Here is a 17,372-nt window from a genome sequence, read left to right on the forward strand (position 1 = left end):
GCAAGAGCCCGGGCCCGGTGGCTATTCCCCCCTCGCGGGACTGTTCATACGGGCTTAATGATCGGCGGGCGGACCGGGTGCGGAGCACGGCTGACATGCACGTACGGTTGACTGCGTGAACATCCGCCGTCGTCCCGCTGGAACCGCATGAACGTCACCCGAGGCTTCACCGGCCGCCCCCGTGCCCACCGTCCGGGACTGCCCCCCGGCCAGTACGACGCGGGCGACGACTGGCCCGTGCTGTCCGCCGAGGTCACACCCGACCTCGCGCCCGCGGAGTGGACCTTCCGCGTCGACGGGCTGGTGGCGGCGCCCCGCACCTGGGACTGGGACGAGGCGCACGCGCTGCCGGAGTCCGCGTACGAGGGCGACATCCACTGTGTGACCAGCTGGTCCAAGTTCGGGGTGCGGTTCGGGGGCGTGTCCCTGGACGCGTTCCTCGCGGCCGTCCGGCCCGACGCGTCCGCGACCCATGCCGTCGCGTACTCGCACACCGGCTACACCACCAACCTGCCCCTGTCCGACCTGACCGGCGGCCGGGCGTGGATCGCCTGGGAGTACGACGGGAAGCCCCTCGCGGCCGAGCACGGCGGTCCGGCACGACTGCTGGTGCCGCACCTGTACTTCTGGAAGAGCGCCAAGTGGATCGCGGGCCTGCGGCTGCTCGACCACGACGAGCCGGGCTTCTGGGAGCAGAACGGCTACCACGCGCGGGGCAACCCGTGGGAGGAGCAGAGGTACGCCGGTGACTGAGACCTTCACTCCCCCGACCCGGTTCGCGGTGCCGGGCCGGATCGCCGTGAGCAACCGGGCCGCCGCACTGTGGCAGACGGCGACGCTCACCGAGATCCGCCGCGAGACCCCGCACGCGGCCACCTTCCGGTTCGCGGTCCCCGCGTGGGCGGGACACCTGCCCGGCCAGCACCTGATGCTGCGGCTGACCGCCGACGACGGCTACACCGCCCAACGCCACTACTCGATCGCCTCGGCGCCCGACGACGACGGGCACGTCGAGCTGACCCTGGACCACGTGGACGGCGGCGAGGTCTCGGGCTGGTTCCACACCAGGGCGGAGCCGGGTGACGAGGTCCAGGTGCGAGGTCCGCTCAGCGGCTTCTTCGCCTGGCCCGGCGACCGGCCCGCCCTGCTGATCGGCGCCGGCTCCGGGGTCGTCCCGCTGATGTCGATGGTCCGCCACCACCGGGCTCGCGGCCTCGACGTACCGCTGCGGCTGCTGGTGTCCGCGCGCGGTCCCGAGGAGCTGATCTACGCGCGGGAGTACGGCGCCGAGACGACGCCCGTGTTCACGCGGAGCGCGCCGGAGGGCGTGCCCGTGGGGCGGCTCGCGGCACGTCACCTCGCCCCGCTGCTCGCCGAGGAACCGGCGGGCGGCTGGGAGGCGTACGTGTGCGGCTCCAACGCGTTCGCCGAGCACGCCTCGCGGCTGCTGGTCCGGGCGGGGCAGCCGGTCGACCGCATCCGGATCGAACGTTTCGGCTGACCCGCCCGGCCGCCCCACCGGGCCGCTCCCTCCCCACCCGTCCCCGGCGTCCCCGGCTGCCGAGGGGCCGACGTGAACGATGCGTGAAACGATGTACTCCGAACGGGGTATGACGCTCATGTGGGCACTCGTACGCGTGACGGCGAGGAGGTCGACATGCGAGACCGGGTGCGCGGCTGGCGCCGGCGGGACAACCCGCTGCGACGCCGGTCCGACGTGGTGGAGGCGTGGACGGCGCTTTTCGTCGCCGTGCTGCTGCTGGTCGCCGTGCCGCTGGCCGGGGCGCTCGCCGGCCAGTGGGGCCATACCGACGCCCAGGCGGTCGCGGACCGGCTGCGGGCCGAACGCCACCGGGTCCGGGCCGAGGTCGTCGGTCACCCTCCCGAAGCGCTGCCCTCGGTGGAGGGCGTCCGACAGCAGATGTCCACCGTGGCCGTGCGGTGGACCCCGCCGGGTGAGCCCGCGCGGACGGCCACCGCCCGGGTTCCGGCGGGCACGCGCGCGGGCGAGATGGTGGACGTCTGGTTCGACACGCGGGGCCGCAACGTCGAACCGCCGCCGAACGACACCATGGTCTGGCAGCACACCCTCACCATGGGCGCGTGCGCGGCCGGGGGTACGGCCGTCGTGGTGCTGCTCGGGCACACCGTGATCCGCCGGGTGGCGATGCGGCACCGGCTGGGCGAATGGGAGCGGGAGTGGGCCCGCACGGAACCCCAGTGGACCCGCCGCAGGCCCGCCTGAAGCTCCTGACCAGGGTCTGGCGAGGTCTCCCGGTGCCCACGTACGGTGTGATCATTCGTATGGGCACTTAACAAAAGGCGGTCCTTCATGCCCCTGTTCGACCTGACCGACGAGGAGCTCCGCACCTACCGCAGCGCGTCCACCGAGCCCGAGGACTTCGACGCGTTCTGGTCCAAGACCCTCCAGGAGGCCCGTGAGCACGACCTGGACGCCCGCTTCGAGCCGGTCGACACGGGTCTGACCACGGTGCAGGTGTACGACGTGACCTTCGCCGGGTTCGGCGGACATCCCGTCAAGGGCTGGCTGACGCTGCCCGCCGGGACGGAGCAACCGCTGCCGCTGGTCGTGGAGTTCGTCGGCTACGGCGGCGGACGCGGGCTGCCGCACGAGCATCTGCTGTGGGCGTCGACGGGCCGCGCGCACTTCATCATGGACACCCGTGGCCAGGGCAGCGCCTGGGGCGGTGGCGGCGGCACCGCGGACCCGGTGGGCGGCGCTCCCTCGTACCCCGGTTTCATGACGCGGGGCATCGACGCCCCGGAGAACTACTACTACCGCCGGGTGTTCACGGACGCGGTGCGCGCGGTCGAGGCGGCCCGCTCCCACCCGCTCACCGACGCGGCACGGACCGTGGCGATCGGCGGGAGCCAGGGCGGCGGCATCACGATCGCCGTGGGTGGCCTGGTTCCGGATCTCGCGGGCATCGCCCCGGACGTGCCGTTCTTGTGCGACTTCCCGCGCGCGGCGGTCCTGACGGACCGTCACCCGTACCGCGAGATCGGGCTGTTCCTCAAGACGCACCGCGGCCGCTCCCAGGACGTCCTGGGCACCCTGGCGTACTTCGACGGGGTGCACTTCGCGTCCCGGGGTTCGGCTCCCGCGCTGTTCTCCGCGGCCCTGGAGGACCAGACCTGCCCGCCGTCGACGGTGTTCGCCGCCTTCAACGCGTGGGCGCACGAGGACAAGGAGATCGAGGTGTACGACTTCAACGACCACGAGGGCGGCGGCCCTTACCAGGAGGCGGCCAAGCTGCGCTGGCTGCGGTCGTACGTCTGACGGCCGGCGATGGACACACGTGCCGCCGCAGAGCGGTTCACCGGGGTGTGGGAGCGGGCCTGGGCGACGCACGACGTTGCGGCGCTGCTGGAGCTGTACGCCGAGACCTGCGTCCACCGGTCGATGCCGTTCCGCGAGCCGCATCGGGGGCGGGCCGAGCTGGGGGCCTATCTGCGCTGGTCGTTCGCGGCGGAGCGGGTGACCGACGTGCGGTTCTCGCCCCCGCTCGTGGGCGCGGACCGGGTCGCGGTGGCGGAGTTCCGGGTGCTGGCCGAGGAGGACGGGGCGGCCGGCACGCTGGCCGGCTGTGTCTTCGTCCGGTTCGACGAGGCCGGGCTCGCGGTCGAGTCACGCGACTACTAGCATACGGCGCAGGGCCACCAGGAGCCGACGGGGCGGACCTTCCTCCTGTGATCCAGGATCTGTTCGGCACACTTCCCTCCAGTCCGACCAGTCGGTACGTTCGGGGTGCCCGGGCCGCACCGTAGCGGTCCGGGGTTCCGGCGGACGACGGAGGCTCCATGTCCGAGCACGTGCCACAGATCCACGGCCACTGCGACCCACGGTTCGCGGCGGTGCGCGCGGCCTTCGAGGAGAACTTCCGGGACCGGGGCGAGCTGGGCGCCGCCGTGAGCGTCACGGTCGACGGCGCAGTGGTGGCCGATCTGTGGGGCGGCCGGGCCGACGCGGCGGGCACGCGCGCGTGGGAGCGGGACACCGTGGTCAACGTGTGGTCCACGTCGAAGGGCCCGACCGCGCTGTGCGCGCACATCCTCGCCGACCGGGGGCTGCTCGACCTCGACGCGCCGGTGGCCGCGTACTGGCCGGAGTTCGGCGCGGCGGGCAAGGAGCGTGTCCTGGTCCGGCATCTGCTGTCCCACCGGGCGGGTCTGGCCGGTCTGCGCGAGCCGCACTCCCTCGAGCAGCTCTACGACTGGGAGCTCACCACCGCCCGCCTCGCGGCCACGGAGCCCTGGTGGGAGCCGGGCACCCGGTCCGGCTATCACGCGCTCACCTACGGCTTCCTCGTCGGGGAGGTGGTGCGGCGGGTGTCGGGGCTGCTGCCGGGGGCCTTCCTGGAGCGGGAGGTGACCGGTCCGCTGGGCGTCGACTTCACGATCGGGCTGCCGGAGAAGGAGGCCGGGCGGGCGGCCGAGCTGGTGCATCCGCCGGTCGCCTCGTCCAGCGAACAGGCCGCGATCCTCAGCCAGTTGGCACCGGCGGCCGTCGCCGCCCTGACCAATCCGGCGGCGGGCGCGAGCGAGGCCAACTCGCCGCGCTGGCGGGCCGCGGAGATCCCGGCGGCCAACGGCCACGGCACCGCGCGGGCGGTGGCCGCGCTCTACGGGATCTTCGCCGGCCGGGGCGCGTACGGCGGGCGTCGTGTCCTGTCCCCCGATGCGGCCGAGCGGGTGCGCGAGGGACAGGGTGCCTGCCGGGACCTGGTACTGGGGGCGGGGTTCGCGCACGAGACGGAGATCGGGCTCGGGCTGTGGCTCAGCGGTCCGAACGGATCGTACGGACCCAACCCCCGCGCTTTCGGACACGACGGCTTCGGCGGCTCGTGCGGGCTCGCCGACCCGGAGGCGGGGGTGTCGCTGGGGTACGTGATGAACCGTATGGGACCGCACATCGCCGACGACCCGCGGAAGACGGCGTTGGTGGACGCCCTGTACAGCGCGCTCTGAGCGCTGGCACGGCGCGGGCGTTCGGACGGTGCGGGGCGGTCCGGTTTCGGCCGATCGGGCGGTCGGCCCTTCCCTGCTGGTTTAGACCAATGCTAGATCTGGTGGCGCACCGAGTCCGCACGACCACGGCACGTCACCCACAGGAGGCGCGCGGCATGGCCCGCAGCACCACCCCCACCACCCCTCATGTCCACCCGCACCCCGACGAAGGGCCGCTGTACCGGCGGATCGCCACGGAGCTGCTCGGCGAGCTGCGCGAGGGCACCATCGCTCCCGGCGAACGGCTGCCGGCCGAGCGGCAGTTGGCCGGACACTTCGGCGTCAGCAGGCAGACCGTACGGCAGGCCCTGGAGGTCCTGCGGAGCGACGGGCTGGTCGAGACCGACCGGCGGGGCAGTCACGCCGCCCTGCCGGCCGGGTCGCCCGGCGCCCCCTCGTTCCTCGCCTTTCCCGTGGGCGCGCGGCCCGCGGACGACGCGTCGGCGGTGGCCCGCGCCGCCGTCAGCTGGGAGGCGCCCCCGCCCGCACACGCCGAGGCGCTCGGGCTCGCCCCGCACCGGCCGACGCTGGTGCACCGCTACGAGTCCGCCCGCGCCGACGGACGCGGTCTGCGTACGGCCGTCACGTCCTTCTCCGCGGTCGCCCTGGCCGAGGTGGAGGAACTGGCCCGCTACCGCGACCGCGCCGACTCGAGCGCCTCGCCGGAGCTCCGGCGGGCCTACGACTGGATGCGCCGGGCGGGCCTGACCCTGCACCACCGGGACTGCATCACGCATCTCGACGACGACCCGTCGATGCGGGTCACCCGGCGCGTGCACGACCAGTACGCGCGCCCCCTGGAGATCACCGACCTGGTGGTGGACACCCGGCGGGAGGCGCTGGTCTACGCGTTCACGCTGCCCGCGGCCGGGTGATCGCGTCCGGACGGGCTCCGCGTACCGTCTCAGCGGTCCGTCCGGCGCGCCTCGACCATACGGACCCGTGGGCTTCCGTCGCTCCTCGTCCCGAACTCGGGCAGGGCACGGAGGTCCACCCGGAACCCGGCGCGCTCCAGCTCGCGCCGCACGTCCCCGAGCCGGAAGGCGCGGTAGTACATCACGAACGGCGGCCGCCACAGGGCGTTGCGCACCCGCATCACGGCGTCGAAGCCGAGGAGCATCCAGAACGCCGGTGAGGAGCGCCTCGGCGGGGCCAGGACGGGGAACGCGAAGCATCCGCCCGGCCGCAGCGCGGTCCGCACCCCGGCGAACAGGCCCGGCAGCTCGCGGGGCAGGAAGTGCCCGAACGCGCCGAAGCTGACGACGAGGTCGAAGGCGGTGGTGAACGGCAGGGCGCGGGCGTCCGCGCGCACCCACGACACCCGGGGGCCCGCCGGACGGGTCCGCCGGCGCGCCTGCGCCAGCATGCCGGCGCTGAAGTCGGCACCCGTCACACTCCCCCGGCACACCGTCGCCAGGACCTCGACCCCCGCGCCCGTGCCACAGCACAGGTCGAGGCCGTCCTCGTACGGGCCGGTCTCCTTCAGGGCCGAGGCGACCGCGTCCAGGACGGCGTCCGGGGTGCGGAAGGGCGTGTGGTCGAACTTGGGCGCGAGCAGGTCGTAGCCGTGCTCGACGGACGACAGGGCCTGGACGGCGAGTTCGCGCAGGGTGGGGCCTTCGGGACTGAACATCCGTGTCAGCGTACGGCCGTCCGCCGCTTCAGGAGCAGCAGGGCGCGTTCGCACCAGGCCAGGTTCGTCTCCTCGAAGCCGATACCGGCCATCAGCGTCAGATAGGGGCCGATCCGGTCGGCCTCGGTCAGGTACGCGTCCTCGGTGTGTCCGTCGAGGAGGCGGTCGCGCACCCGCAGGTAGCGGTCGAGCTTGGCGCGGGACCAGGTCCTGCGCTCCTCGACCAGCGCGCGGGTCACCTCGGGGTCCACGCCGTCCATGGCCTGGATCCTGATGAGGAGTTCGTCGCGGATGGCGGTGGGTCGCCGCGGCGGGGTGGCGGCGAAGGCGTCCAGGTCCGCGCGGCCGGCCTCGGTGAGGGTGAACATCCTCTTGTTCGGCCGGCGTTCCTGCTGCACCACCCGGGCCTCGATCAGGCCGTCCTGCGCGAGGCGCTCCAGTTCGCGGTAGAGCTGCTGCGGGGTCGAAGGCCAGAAGTTCGCGAGGGAGACGTCGAAGACCTTCGACAGTTCGTAGCCCGAGGCCTCGCCTTCCAGGAGGGCGGCCAGGACGGCGTACTTGAGGGACATATGGACACGGTAGCAGGAGGCGATTATTGTCGTCGGCACCTATTCAACAAATTTAGTACTCACGCTATGAGGTGATCCGATGCGCGCGTTCCGCGAGGCGGTCGAGGCCGGCGATCTCGATGCCGTCGAAGCGCTGCTGGCCGAGGACGTGGTGTTCACCAGCCCGGTCGTGTTCAAGCCGTATCCGGGCAAGGCGATCACCGCGTCGATCCTGCGGGGGGTGACGCGGGTCTTCGAGGACTTCCGCTACGAGCGCGAGCTCGACGGGGGCGACGGGCGTGACCACGCGCTGGTGTTCCGGGCCCGGGTGGGCGAGCGGGAGCTGACCGGCTGCGACTTCATCCACCTGAACGAGGAGGGGCTCATCGACGAACTCACGGTCATGGTCCGCCCGTTGTCGGGCGCCCAGGCTCTCGCGGCGGCGATGGCGGCCCGGTTCGACGAGATCCTGAAGGAGGCGGAGGCCCGGTCGGCCTCCGCCTCCTGACGTCAGGCCACCGTGAGGGTGAGGGCTCCCGCGTAGGTCGCACCCGGCGTGAGGGCCGTCGGCGTCCCGTCGACGGCCAGGGTCACCCTCCTGCCGCGCGGCGCCTTCACGACCGCGTCGGCGGCCAGGGTCAGCGAGGTCAGGCACGACGTCCCGGTGACCGTCCAGACGGAGCCGCTGCCGAGCCGGACGATCGCCCCGTTGTTCACGGCGGGCCGCACGGTGTTGGTGACGATGCCGAGCTCGTAGAAGGTGGACGCGTCGATCGACGGCACCCGGTGCCGGGCCTTCGTCGCCGAGATCACGCCCTTGAGCGTCGCCCCCTCGAAGGCGAGGACCATGTTCTTGCCGCTGCGCATGCCGTTGTAGAAGTCGCCCTCGAGGTCGATGGCGGTGAAGGTGGCCGCGCCGTCGGCGGAGTGGACGGCGGTGACGTCGAAGGAGACGTTCCTGACGGGGTCGGTCGTCGGCTCGGTGTAGACGCCGACGTTCATCATCCTGCCGCCGACGTTCACCGGGCCCGGGTCGTCCAGCTCGATCATCTGGAGGAGGACGCCGTCCCGCGGGTTCAGGCGGGCGCCGCCCGAACCGTCGACGGTGATCGCGCTCTGCTGGCCCTTGTCGAGGAAGGTGGCCCGCTCGGAGTTGATCACCGTGCCGCCGTCGAGGGTGAGCGTGCCGGCGCCGACTCCATGTACGGGGTCTCGACCGTGGCCTGGTAGTCGGCGGGCAGCACGCCGTTGCGGGTGTGGACAGTGGAGTTCTTCACCACCACGTTGGCGCCGTCGTCGGAGATGACCCCGGTGCGCTCGACACCCTTGGTGCTGATCCGGGCGCCGTCCACGACGAGCGTGGTCGCGGATCCGTCGCCGACGACCGCGGCGCCGTAGCCGGCGAAGTCGCAACGGCCGTTGCGGCTGGCGCGGCGCTACGAGGGCTTCGCCCGCTGCGCCGTCGTACCGAACTGGGAGCGGGCGTTCGCGGTGAACACGACCGGTGCGCTGCTCGGCATCCAGGCGCTCGGCCCGCTGATGCCGGCCGGCTCGTCCATCGTCAACGTCGGCTCGGTGGCCGCCCTGACGGCTCATCACGCCGTCGCCTACACGGCCGGCAAGTGGGCGTTGCGCGGACTGTCGAAGGTGGCGGCGCTGGAGTTGGCGCCCCGGGGGATCCGCACCAACCTGGTGCACCCCGGGTACATCGAGACCCCGCTGATGGCCTCCGCGAACCCGGTGTTCGTGGGGGCGCACCTGGCGATGACGCCCCAGGGGCGCCCCGGCTGCGTCGAGGAGGTGGCGCCGCTCGTCGACTATCTGCCGTCGGACGAGGCGTCGTACGTCAACGGCGCGGAGATAACCGTCGACGGCGGGTACGCGGCACACGGCGGGGTGATGGCGATCACGAACGCGCTGGACGCGCCGGAGGCCGGCCGCTGAGGCGTGTGCCCGCGTGCCGGCCGCCGTGCCGGGTGGCCCCTGCCGTGGCCGGACCTCAACCCCCGAGGTCCTCCAGGGTCGTCCTCGTGTCCGTCTTCAGGTAGCCGGTGACCTCTTCGAGCGTCGGCGGGTCCTTGTCGTCGTCGTACGAGGAGTAGTAGGCGCTGTAACTCATCGTGTACGTCACCCATCCGTCCCGCACGGCGAGTGTGGCGTAGAGGGATCCGCTCGACGACCCGGACGTGGTGTCGTTGCTGACGAGATAGGCCTCGTCGCCTATGCCCGTGATGGCTTCCACGTCGTAACCCGTGTGGCTGTCGGCGTAGTTCTTCCAGGCCGCGGTGAACTCCGGTCCGGGGTCGGTCTTCTTGTGCAGGTCCAGCTGGGAGTACAGGTAGGCGTCCGCGTAGCTGGACGTGGACTTCTTCAGGCTGATGCTGCACAGGCCCTCGTCGAGGGCGTCGTCCTTGAGGGTGTTGTGCGTCGGGGAGGTGTCGTTGTCCGGGTACTCCTCCTTGAAGGACGAGTAGTCCGTGGAGTTGCACAGGTTCGACGGCGCCGAGTAACCGAGCAGGTCGGGGTCGTCCTCGGCGCCGATCAGGAAGACGCCGGCCGCCCAGGCCGCGGACGCCAGCACCGCTCCGACGGCGCCCCACAGGACGGCTTTCCCCGCGCCGCCGCCACCGCCGCCGCTTCCGGGCGACGGGCCGACCACGGGGTACGGACCCTGCTGGAGGTAGGGGTTGACCGGCTGGGGCGGCGCGGGCTGCCCGACCAGGGTCGGCTGGGCATAGACGCTCGGCTGGCCGGCCTGGGTCGCGGGCGCCGCCGGCGGGAAGCCCAACGGCCCGCCGGGGGCCGGCGACTGCGGATGCGGATAGGGGTACGCGCTCGGCTGGGCCGGCGCATCGGACGGCTGCTCCGGCTGCTGCGGGGGCTGAGGCGGCGTGGACATGACGTGAAGATAATGCAGAAATAGAGGTCAAGTCCCCTACTGTTACGGATCGTTACCCTCTGGGGACATCTGTGGGAGAACCCGGAAGAGGCCGGGACTTTCGCCCGGCCTCTCCTGTGTGCGCCGTCGGTCCGGCTCTCCCTCCGGACCGCTGGTCCGGCCGGGGGCCGGCGCCTGGACGGTCGCCGTCCGCACCCGGGCGCCGACCGTCGCCTGCGCGGTGCTCCTCCGCACCAGGAACAGCGTGACCAGCGCGCCCAGCAGCGACGCGCAGCCGCAGATCACCACGCCGACGGCCATCCCGTGGCCGAGGGCGGCCTGGGCCGCCGCGCGGGCGCCGTCGCTGCCGGCGTTGACGACCGCAAGGGTCCCGCGGCCGCCTCCATCCCGGCGTCGGCTCCGCTCAGCTTGCCCACCAGCGCGGCGGACGCCGCGCTCATGGCGACGGTGCTGATGACGGCGGGGCCGAGGCCCTGGCCGAACTCGCGCACCAGGCTGGTCGCGCCGCTGGCCATGCCGGTCATGTGGAGCGGTACGGCGTTCACGGCGGGAGTTCCACGGTTTCCGCGGCGCCGTCGGCGTCGATGTCGCAGCCGAATGCACTCGCCCCTTCCGTCGCGAACAGCAGCGCCGCCGCACGTCCTATTCCGGCTCCCGTACCGCTGATGAAGGCGATTTTCCCCGCCAGTCGACCCATGATTGTCCAAGTCCCTTGTTCATGCCGCCGAAGTGCGGTGGTGGCAGCGTCGGCCCGGGGCCATCGGGGGTTCGTATATGCGGGGGCGACGGACGGCGGGGTCGTCGCAGGGCCGCACAGCGTCTCCGCGTCACCCTTCGGCTGGGTGGCCGCACCGTGGGGAACAACCGTCGCCATGGGCGCGTTGACGCCATCGGGACCGACCGGCGTGCTACAGTGCCGACAGCACTTGTGTACGCCCCCTTTGCGGGCGCCGGTGCCAGTTCCCTTCAGTTCGCCGCATCACCCGTCGTTTCCGACCGGTACAGCGGCTTTCCCGCACCACCTCACCGACGGTTCGGTTCCGCCGTGGCCGAGGTGCTGTTCCCGCCGCCCGAGACGCGCCGTGCGCCCTCCCTTCGCGGCTGCTCCCCCTCTTCGCATGTCTCATGCCTTCCGTCCTCGAAAGGACCGACCACCATGACCACCACTCTCGAACACCCCCCTGTACAGCAGCAGCCCCCGGCCCGGGTCGCCGCCGGTGTCCTCGACATCGACGCCGGCGGGAAGGGGCACCTGCGCCCCGCGGACTGCCTGGCCACCCCCGCCGACCTCCAGGTCCCGGCCGCGCTGATCCGCCGTCACGGCCTGCGCAGGGGCGACCTCGTCGAAGGGGTGCGCGGTACCCAGCGCGCCCTCACCGAGGTCGCCCGCGTCAACGGCCGTACGCCCGAGGAGCTGCGCACCCGTCGGCACTTCCGCGAACTCACACCCGTCCACCCGCGCGAGCGGCTCCGCCTGGAACATCCGGCGGCCGGCCTCGCCGGACGCGTCACGGACCTCGTCGCGCCGGTCGGCAAGGGCCAGCGCGGACTGATCGTCGCCCCGCCGAAGACGGGCAAGACCGTACTGCTCCAGCAGATCGCCGCCGCCGTCGCCGGCAACCACCCCGGTGCGCGGCTGATGGTCGTCCTGCTCGACGAGCGGCCCGAGGAGGTCACCGACATGCGGCGCTCCGTGCGTGGCGAGGTGTACGCCTCGACGTTCGACCGGGCGCCCAAGCAGCACATCGCGCTGGCCGAGCTCGTCATCGAGCGGGCCAAGCGGCTCGTCGAGGCGGGCGAGGACGTCGTGATCCTCCTCGACTCGCTCACCCGGCTGTGCCGGGCCCACAACAACGCGGCCGCCGCCGGGGGCCGCACCCTCAGCGGCGGTGTGGACGCGACCGCGCTGATCGGCCCCAAGCGGTTCTTCGGCGCCGCACGGGCGGCCGAGGAGGGCGGCTCGCTCACCGTCCTCGCCACCGCCCTGGTCGAAACGGGCTCCCGCGCCGACGACTTCTACTTCGAGGAACTGAAGAGCACCGGCAACATGGAGCTCCGCCTCGACCGCGAACCGGCCTCCCGCCGGGTCTTCCCGGCCGTCGACATCAACGGCTCCGGCACCCGGCGCGAGGAACTCCTCTACTCCCCCGGCGAGTTGACCGCCGTACGCGGTCTGCGCCGGGCCCTGCAGACCCGGGACGGCCAGGCGAACCTGGAGACGCTCCTGGAGCGGATGCGCGAGACGCCGGACAACACGGCCTTTCTGCGCCGCATCCAGCCGACCCTGCCCGCCGCATAGGGCGGAACGTGCGGCATCCGGGTGCACGCGCCCCGTGTCCGGCACGGGCAGCACGGAGAATGCCGGGTTCATTCCTACGTTGATCGTATGACGATCGGATTCTCTTCCCGGGCCGTTGCGACGGCGTGCGCGTTCTGTGTGGCGGGCGTCCTCGCCCTCGGCCCCGCCGCGTCCGCCGACCAGGCCGGCGCGGACCCCGGAACGCCGGGGGGACCCGGTGGGCCGGGCGGCCCTCGGGCGACGGCGCCCCGGCCGTCCGTGCTCTACCACTCCGGGACGCAGGTCAGACCCCACCGTGGCGCCCCCGAGGTCCCCGCTGTCTCGGCGCTGTCCTGGCTGGTCTCCGACGCGCAGACGGGTGAGGTGCTCGCCGCGTCGAACGCGCACCGCAGACTGCCCCCGGCCAGCACCCTCAAGACCCTCTTCGCCCTCACGGTGCTGCCGGTCCTGCCCGGCGAGATCCGGCACCGGGTGAGCGAGGAGGAGCTCAGCGGCGTCGGGCCCGGCAGCAGCCTCGTCGGAGTCGCCGAGGGACACACGTACCGGGTCGCCGACCTGTGGCGCGGAGTGTTCCTCAACTCCGGCAACGACGCCGTGCACGTACTGGCGGCCCTCAGCGGCGGCTGGCACGCCACGGCCACCCGGATGCAGGCCAAGGCACGCTCCCTGGGCGCCCTGGACACCCATGTGCTGTCGCCCGACGGCTACGACACCCCGGGCCAGGTGTCCTCCGCGTACGACCTGGCGGTGTTCGGGCGGGCGGGGCTGCGCAACGCGGACTTCGCGCGGTACTGCGGCACCGCGGAGGCGAGCTTCCCCGGGGACGGGGGCTGGTCCTACGGGATCGCCAACACCAACCGGCTGCTGACCGGGGCGGACGGTGTCGAGCCGTACCCGGGGCTGATCGGGATCAAGAACGGCTACACCAGCAACGCGGGCAACACCCTGGTCGCCGCCGCCCGTCAGGGCGGACGCACCCTCGTCGTGACGGTGATGAACCCTCAGACGGGCGGCGGGTTCGAGGTCTATGAAGAGGCGCGCGCGTTGCTGGACTGGGGGTTCGCGGCCGCCGGGCGGGTGGATCCGGTGGGCTCGCTTGACGCGCTGCGCGCCCGCCCCCGGCCGCAGCCGGGACCCGGGCCGAGCCTGGAGACCGAGCCGGTGCCCACCTCGGCCTCTGCCTCCGCCGCTCCCCCGGCCGGAGCCACGGTCGCCGTGGCCGTCGCTGCCGCCGACCCTCCCGGCTGGCCGGAGGCGGCGCTGATCGCGGGCGCCGCCGCGCTGGGCGGGGCAGCCGTGGCGCTCGTGCTGCGGCTCGCCGGCCGCCGCCCTTCGGGAGGATGACCGACGGGCAGCCACAGCAGCAGGCCGAGCGTGATCCAGGTGTAGATGTTGCTGCCGAGGAAGCCGCCCACGCCGGACGCGTCGTCGACCCACAGCCACACCACGCTGGTGCACAGCACCGCGTACAGGGCGCCCGCGACGCGTGGGCGCCCCGCGCGGATCAGCACCGCGAAGGACGGCAGCAGCCACACCAGGTGGTGCACCCACGTCACGGGGCTGACCAGACAGGCGGTGAGGCCGGTCAGGGCGAAGGCCGCCTGCCAGTCCCGCGCGACGACCGCCCGCCGGGCCCGCCACGCCCACCAGCCCAGCGCAGCCAGCACCAGCACCGCCCAGACCGCCCGGCTCTCCACACCCAGCCGTGCCAGGACGCCCTGGAGCGACTGGTTGGAGACGTAGTCGAGCCGGCCCACCCGGGTCGTGTCCCACAGGGCCCGCGTCCAGTAGAAGCGCGAGGCGTCCGGGGCGACCAGGGCCGCGAGCACGGTGGCGGCCGCCGCCACGGTCGTGGCCACGGCGGCCGCCCGCCACCGGCGGGCGACCAGCAGCAGGCCGATGAAGAGCGCGGGCGTGAGCTTGACGGCCGCCGCCAGGCCGATGCCGACGCCGGCCCAGCGCGTCCGCCCGGATGCGAGCAGCCCGGCGTCGGCGAGCACCAGGGCCAGCAGCAGCAGGTTGACCTGGCCGAAGCTGAGGGTGTCGCGCAGCGGTTCGAAGAGCGCGAGCGCGCAGGCGGCGAGGCCGGCTCCGTACCAGCCGTACCGCCGCCACCGGGGTCCGGCGCACACCCGCACCGTGAACGCCAGCGCCGCCAGGTTGAGCAGCAGGGCGGTCACGATCGCGGTGCGCAGCCCGACCAGCGCCATCGGCAGCATGACGACGGCCGCGAACGGGGGGTAGGTGAAGCCGTACGGCGTGCCCGGTACCCGGTAGTCGTAGACCCGGCCGCCCTCGTGGATCCAGCTGTTGACGGTGCCGTGGTAGACGCGCAGGTCGAACCAGTCGCGCAGCAGCGGCACCGTCGCGGTGAAGACGGTGACGACGGCGGCGAACGCGAGGAGCAGCAGGAGGCGGCCGCGGTCGCTGCGGGGCGGTCTCACCCCGTGGACCTGACGAGGTCTCACGCCGTACGTCCCAGGGCGGTCGGCGCCTGTGCCGCGAGGTGGGCCTGCCACAGGACGACCACGGCGAGCGCACCGCCGCAGACCGCCAGGACCAGGCGGCCCGTGTCGGCGGGGCCCCCGTCGGGCAGGACCGCGAGGGCGAGGACGCCCGCCACGGCCGCCGTCCGGTGGCGTATCAGGGTGTCCGGGGCCGCCGCGGCGATGAGGAACAGACCCCACAGCGCGTACCAGGGGCGGATCGCCGGGCCGAACGCGGCCACCGCGGCGAGACTCAGGCCGAGCGCGTACACCGGGCGCGGACGCAGCCGCCACCAGATGACGACGAGGGCGACGGCGGTGACCGCGAGGCCCAGACCGTGCCAGACGGGCACCGCCCAGGGCGCCAGGTCGCTGCCCAGGCCCTCCAGGAGAGCGCGGGTGGCCCGGCCCAGCAGGCTGGTGAGCGCCCAGTTGCGCGAGGAGACGGGCGTGTCCAGGGCGGCTATCCAGCCGTAGCCGGTGCCCGCGACGGCGGTCGCCACGACCGTGGTGACGGCGGCCGCGGCCCCCGTGCCCAGCAGGGTCCGGACCGGGGGCCGGCCCGCCCGCAGCGACAGGACCACTGTCGCGACGAGACCCAGCGCGGCGGGCGCCTTGACCAGGGCGGCCAGGGTGACCAGAACGGCCCCGAGCACCGGGCGGCGGCCGAGCGCGGCCACCAGCCCGACACCGAGCAGGCCCAGCATGATCGCGTCGTTGTGGGCACCGGCCACCAGATGCAGCAGCACCAGCGGATTCAGCGCGCCGAGCCAGAGCGCGGCGGCCGGGTCGGCTCCGCTGTGCCGGGCGAGGCGGGGCAGGGCGGCCGTCATCAGCGCCACCCCCGCCAGCGCGACGCACCGCATGCCGAGGAGCCCGGCGGACAGTGCGCCCCGGGTCAGTCCGGACAGCGCGGCGGCGACGGCGAGGAAGACCGGGCCGTACGGGGCTCCGGTGTTCCGCCACAGCGGGGCGACCTCGTCGGCGAGCGGACCGCCGAGCCGGGCCGGACCGTGCGCGTACACGTCGAGGTGCGCTTCCACCATGGCGCCCTGCGCCAGATAGCTGTACACGTCCCGGCTGAACAGCGGCGGCGCGATCAGCAGCGGCGCCGCCCAGACGGCGAGGACCAGGACGAGGGCGCGGGGGGTCGGCGGGTCCGCGCCACGCACCAGCATGCCCAGCAGGATCCAGGCCGCGGTCAGCAGCACCAGCCCGAAGTACACGCCGACCAGGCCGAGCACGGCGTGCACCGAGGACGGGGCCAGGAGCTCCCGGGCGGGCAGCGCGCCGGCCGTCTCGCCGCCGAGCGCGAGACAGGCCGTACCGGCCAGGCCCAGAGCCTGGCAGCGACGGAGATCGATGGGAGAAGCCTTGGCCAGCACGCTGTCATGGTGTCCGCCCCGGGTGACCGCAGAGCGACATCGCGCCTGCCTGGCGGCGGCCTGCGCGTGACCGACGTGTGCGTCGGGCGCCGCGGCGACGAGCGCCGCGGGCCCGGACCGTCCCGCGGTGCGGACCGCGGGCTCAGAACACCGACACGCCGGTCAGGGTCGTGAACCGGTCCAGGGCGGCGACTCCCGCCACCGAGTTGCCCCGTTCGTCCAGACCCGGGCTCCACACGCACAGCGTGCAGCGGCCCGGTACGACGGCGATGATGCCGCCGCCCACGCCGCTCTTGCCGGGCAGGCCGACCCGGTAGGCGAATTCACCGGCCGCGTCGTACGTGCCGCAGGTCAGCATCACCGCGTTGACCTGCTTGGCCTGGCTGCCGGTGAGCAGCCGGGTGCCGTCGGCGCGGACACCGTGCCGGGCGAGGAAGCCGGTGGCCAGGGCGAGGTCGGCGCAGGAGGCCGTGAGGGAGCACTGCCGGAAGTACTGGTCGAGGAGGACCGGTACCGGGTTGTCGATGTTGCCGTAGGACGCCATGAAGTGGGCGAGGGCGGCGTTGCGGTCACCGTGCGCGGCCTCGGAGGCGGCCACCTCCTCGTCGAACCCGAGCGTGGGGTTGCCGCTCTCCGCACGCAGGAAGCCGAGGAGTTCGCCCGCCGCGTCCCCCGTACGGGTCTGGAGCCGATCGGTGACGACCAGCGCGCCCGCGTTGATGAAGGGATTGCGCGGGATGCCGTTCTCGTATTCCAGCTGGATCAGGGAGTTGAAGGGGTTGCCCGAGGGTTCGCGACCCACGTGCTCCCAGAGTTCGTCGCCCTCGCGGGCCAGGTCCAGGGCGAGGGTGAAGACCTTGGTGAGGGACTGCGTGGAGAACGGCTCCCGCCAGTCCCCCACGCCGTACACCGTGCCGTCCGGCTCCGCGACGGCCATGCCGAAGCGGCGCGGGTCGCAGGCCGCCAGCGCCGGGATGTAGTCGGCGGGACGGCCCCGGCCGGGGGTGCGTTCCATCTCCTCGGCGATGCGGTCCAGGACCGGCTGGAAGGCACGGGACGGCGTCGTTGTCATGATCACCATTGTGCCTCCGTGC

18 protein-coding genes and 3 pseudogenes are annotated in these 17,372 nt (G+C 73.2%); 11 read left to right on the forward strand and 10 right to left on the reverse strand.

From position 1 onward, the window contains the following. Nucleotides 1–147 precede the first annotated feature (147 nt). The 7 genes from OG736_RS05315 (at nucleotide 148) to OG736_RS05345 (ending at nucleotide 5,903) form a co-directional block, all read left to right on the forward strand. Nucleotides 148–753, forward strand: a complete 606-nt coding sequence (locus tag OG736_RS05315) for a sulfite oxidase-like oxidoreductase (RefSeq protein ID WP_054240756.1) — start codon at nucleotides 148–150, stop codon at nucleotides 751–753. Next, entirely contained in the window at nucleotides 746–1,501 is a 756-nt protein-coding gene (locus tag OG736_RS05320; RefSeq protein WP_327181386.1) for a ferredoxin reductase, read from the forward strand. Before OG736_RS05315 ends, OG736_RS05320 begins: the two co-directional genes overlap by 8 nt. A gap of 156 nt (nucleotides 1,502–1,657) precedes the next feature. Further along, a complete protein-coding gene (locus OG736_RS05325; RefSeq protein ID WP_327187524.1) occupies nucleotides 1,658–2,245 on the forward strand; it encodes an Rv1733c family protein in 588 nt (195 codons plus the stop codon). A gap of 87 nt (nucleotides 2,246–2,332) precedes the next feature. Then, the gene (locus OG736_RS05330; protein ID WP_327181387.1) at nucleotides 2,333–3,301 is read left to right on the forward strand and encodes an acetylxylan esterase; all 969 of its coding nucleotides are present in this window, start codon (nucleotides 2,333–2,335) and stop codon (nucleotides 3,299–3,301) included. Between the two features lie 9 nt (nucleotides 3,302–3,310). Further along, nucleotides 3,311–3,664, forward strand: coding sequence for a nuclear transport factor 2 family protein (locus OG736_RS05335; protein ID WP_327181388.1), 354 nt, complete (start codon nucleotides 3,311–3,313; stop codon nucleotides 3,662–3,664). 158 nt (nucleotides 3,665–3,822) lie between these two features. Continuing rightward, nucleotides 3,823–4,989 (forward strand): serine hydrolase domain-containing protein, encoded by a 1,167-nt coding sequence (locus OG736_RS05340; protein ID WP_327181389.1) that lies wholly within the window; start codon nucleotides 3,823–3,825, stop codon nucleotides 4,987–4,989. Nucleotides 4,990–5,144: 155 nt separating this feature from the next. Further along, nucleotides 5,145–5,903 carry a GntR family transcriptional regulator gene (locus OG736_RS05345; protein WP_327181390.1) on the forward strand — a complete coding sequence of 253 codons (759 nt, stop codon included), beginning with the start codon at nucleotides 5,145–5,147 and terminating at the stop codon, nucleotides 5,901–5,903. A gap of 29 nt (nucleotides 5,904–5,932) precedes the next feature. On the opposite strand, the gene OG736_RS05350 is transcribed toward OG736_RS05345, so the two are convergent. Beyond that, nucleotides 5,933–6,661: a class I SAM-dependent methyltransferase gene (locus tag OG736_RS05350; protein WP_327181391.1), complete on the reverse strand. Its 729-nt coding sequence runs from the start codon at nucleotides 6,659–6,661 to the stop codon at nucleotides 5,933–5,935. Between the two features lie 5 nt (nucleotides 6,662–6,666). After that, nucleotides 6,667–7,230, reverse strand: coding sequence for a PadR family transcriptional regulator (locus OG736_RS05355; RefSeq protein WP_327181392.1), 564 nt, complete (start codon nucleotides 7,228–7,230; stop codon nucleotides 6,667–6,669). 79 nt (nucleotides 7,231–7,309) lie between these two features. Between OG736_RS05355 and OG736_RS05360 the strand changes: the two genes are divergently transcribed. Next, a complete protein-coding gene (locus OG736_RS05360; protein WP_327181393.1) occupies nucleotides 7,310–7,717 on the forward strand; it encodes a nuclear transport factor 2 family protein in 408 nt (135 codons plus the stop codon). 2 nt (nucleotides 7,718–7,719) lie between these two features. Here the strand turns inward: OG736_RS05360 and OG736_RS05365 are convergent, their stop codons facing one another. Together OG736_RS05365 and OG736_RS05370 are read right to left on the reverse strand one after the other, a co-directional pair. After that, nucleotides 7,720–8,370, reverse strand: a complete 651-nt coding sequence (locus OG736_RS05365; RefSeq protein WP_327181394.1) for a hypothetical protein — start codon at nucleotides 8,368–8,370, stop codon at nucleotides 7,720–7,722. After that, a complete protein-coding gene (locus OG736_RS05370) occupies nucleotides 8,367–8,561 on the reverse strand; it encodes a hypothetical protein (protein WP_327181395.1) in 195 nt (64 codons plus the stop codon). The genes OG736_RS05365 and OG736_RS05370 overlap by 4 nt, the downstream gene beginning before the upstream one ends. 118 nt (nucleotides 8,562–8,679) lie before the next feature. On the opposite strand from OG736_RS05370, the pseudogene OG736_RS05375 reads away from it, so the two are divergent. Then, nucleotides 8,680–9,153: pseudogene (locus OG736_RS05375) on the forward strand (SDR family NAD(P)-dependent oxidoreductase); the annotation flags it as partial. A 55-nt stretch (nucleotides 9,154–9,208) separates the two neighbouring features. Here OG736_RS05375 and OG736_RS05380 read toward each other — a convergent pair. From OG736_RS05380 to OG736_RS05390, 3 genes are all read right to left on the reverse strand, one after another. Then, nucleotides 9,209–10,108, reverse strand: a complete 900-nt coding sequence (locus OG736_RS05380; RefSeq protein WP_327181396.1) for a hypothetical protein — start codon at nucleotides 10,106–10,108, stop codon at nucleotides 9,209–9,211. 281 nt (nucleotides 10,109–10,389) lie between these two features. Beyond that, nucleotides 10,390–10,653, reverse strand: a complete 264-nt coding sequence (locus tag OG736_RS05385; protein ID WP_327181397.1) for a hypothetical protein — start codon at nucleotides 10,651–10,653, stop codon at nucleotides 10,390–10,392. Beyond that, entirely contained in the window at nucleotides 10,650–10,805 is a 156-nt protein-coding gene (locus tag OG736_RS05390; protein ID WP_327181398.1) for a hypothetical protein, read from the reverse strand. Before OG736_RS05390 ends, OG736_RS05385 begins: the two co-directional genes overlap by 4 nt. Before the next feature lie 459 nt (nucleotides 10,806–11,264). Between OG736_RS05390 and rho the strand changes: the two genes are divergently transcribed. Both rho and OG736_RS05400 read left to right on the forward strand, forming a co-directional pair. Next, nucleotides 11,265–12,407 (forward strand): transcription termination factor Rho, encoded by a 1,143-nt coding sequence (rho, locus tag OG736_RS05395; RefSeq protein WP_327181399.1) that lies wholly within the window; start codon nucleotides 11,265–11,267, stop codon nucleotides 12,405–12,407. 87 nt (nucleotides 12,408–12,494) lie between these two features. Continuing rightward, nucleotides 12,495–13,400 (forward strand): annotated as a pseudogene (locus OG736_RS05400) (D-alanyl-D-alanine carboxypeptidase family protein); the annotation flags it as partial. A 32-nt stretch (nucleotides 13,401–13,432) separates the two neighbouring features. Here OG736_RS05400 and OG736_RS05405 read toward each other — a convergent pair. The 3 genes and pseudogenes from OG736_RS05405 to OG736_RS05415 all read right to left on the reverse strand — a co-directional run bounded on the left by OG736_RS05405 (nucleotide 13,433) and on the right by OG736_RS05415 (nucleotide 17,359). Then, the gene (locus OG736_RS05405; protein ID WP_327181400.1) at nucleotides 13,433–14,851 is read right to left on the reverse strand and encodes a glycosyltransferase 87 family protein; all 1,419 of its coding nucleotides are present in this window, start codon (nucleotides 14,849–14,851) and stop codon (nucleotides 13,433–13,435) included. Between the two features lie 20 nt (nucleotides 14,852–14,871). Next, nucleotides 14,872–16,302 (reverse strand): annotated as a pseudogene (gene mptB, locus OG736_RS05410) (polyprenol phosphomannose-dependent alpha 1,6 mannosyltransferase MptB); the annotation flags it as partial. Nucleotides 16,303–16,420: 118 nt separating this feature from the next. Then, complete coding sequence (locus tag OG736_RS05415) at nucleotides 16,421–17,359, reverse strand: glutaminase (RefSeq protein WP_327181401.1); 939 nt, start codon at nucleotides 17,357–17,359, stop codon at nucleotides 16,421–16,423. Nucleotides 17,360–17,372 lie beyond the last annotated feature (13 nt).

The organism is Streptomyces sp. NBC_01334, from assembly GCF_035983595.1.
Taxonomy (GTDB): Bacteria; Actinomycetota; Actinomycetes; order Streptomycetales; family Streptomycetaceae; genus Streptomyces; species Streptomyces coriariae.

Excerpts from the sequence above, each read along its gene's own strand:
- OG736_RS05330 (WP_327181387.1), top strand. The coding sequence starts at position 2,333 with ATGCCCCTGTTCGACCTGACCGACGAGGAGCTCCGCACCTACCGCAGC.
- OG736_RS05360 (WP_327181393.1), top strand. The coding sequence starts at position 7,310 with ATGCGCGCGTTCCGCGAGGCGGTCGAGGCCGGCGATCTCGATGCCGTC.
- OG736_RS05380 (WP_327181396.1), bottom strand. The coding sequence starts at position 10,108 with ATGTCCACGCCGCCTCAGCCCCCGCAGCAGCCGGAGCAGCCGTCCGAT.
- OG736_RS05415 (WP_327181401.1), bottom strand. The coding sequence starts at position 17,359 with ATGGTGATCATGACAACGACGCCGTCCCGTGCCTTCCAGCCGGTCCTG.
- rho (WP_327181399.1), top strand. The coding sequence starts at position 11,265 with ATGACCACCACTCTCGAACACCCCCCTGTACAGCAGCAGCCCCCGGCC.
- OG736_RS05335 (WP_327181388.1), top strand. The coding sequence starts at position 3,311 with ATGGACACACGTGCCGCCGCAGAGCGGTTCACCGGGGTGTGGGAGCGG.
- OG736_RS05345 (WP_327181390.1), top strand. The coding sequence starts at position 5,145 with ATGGCCCGCAGCACCACCCCCACCACCCCTCATGTCCACCCGCACCCC.
- OG736_RS05355 (WP_327181392.1), bottom strand. The coding sequence starts at position 7,230 with ATGTCCCTCAAGTACGCCGTCCTGGCCGCCCTCCTGGAAGGCGAGGCC.
- OG736_RS05390 (WP_327181398.1), bottom strand. The coding sequence starts at position 10,805 with ATGGGTCGACTGGCGGGGAAAATCGCCTTCATCAGCGGTACGGGAGCC.
- OG736_RS05325 (WP_327187524.1), top strand. The coding sequence starts at position 1,658 with ATGCGAGACCGGGTGCGCGGCTGGCGCCGGCGGGACAACCCGCTGCGA.
- OG736_RS05340 (WP_327181389.1), top strand. The coding sequence starts at position 3,823 with ATGTCCGAGCACGTGCCACAGATCCACGGCCACTGCGACCCACGGTTC.
- OG736_RS05350 (WP_327181391.1), bottom strand. The coding sequence starts at position 6,661 with ATGTTCAGTCCCGAAGGCCCCACCCTGCGCGAACTCGCCGTCCAGGCC.
- OG736_RS05315 (WP_054240756.1), top strand. The coding sequence starts at position 148 with ATGAACGTCACCCGAGGCTTCACCGGCCGCCCCCGTGCCCACCGTCCG.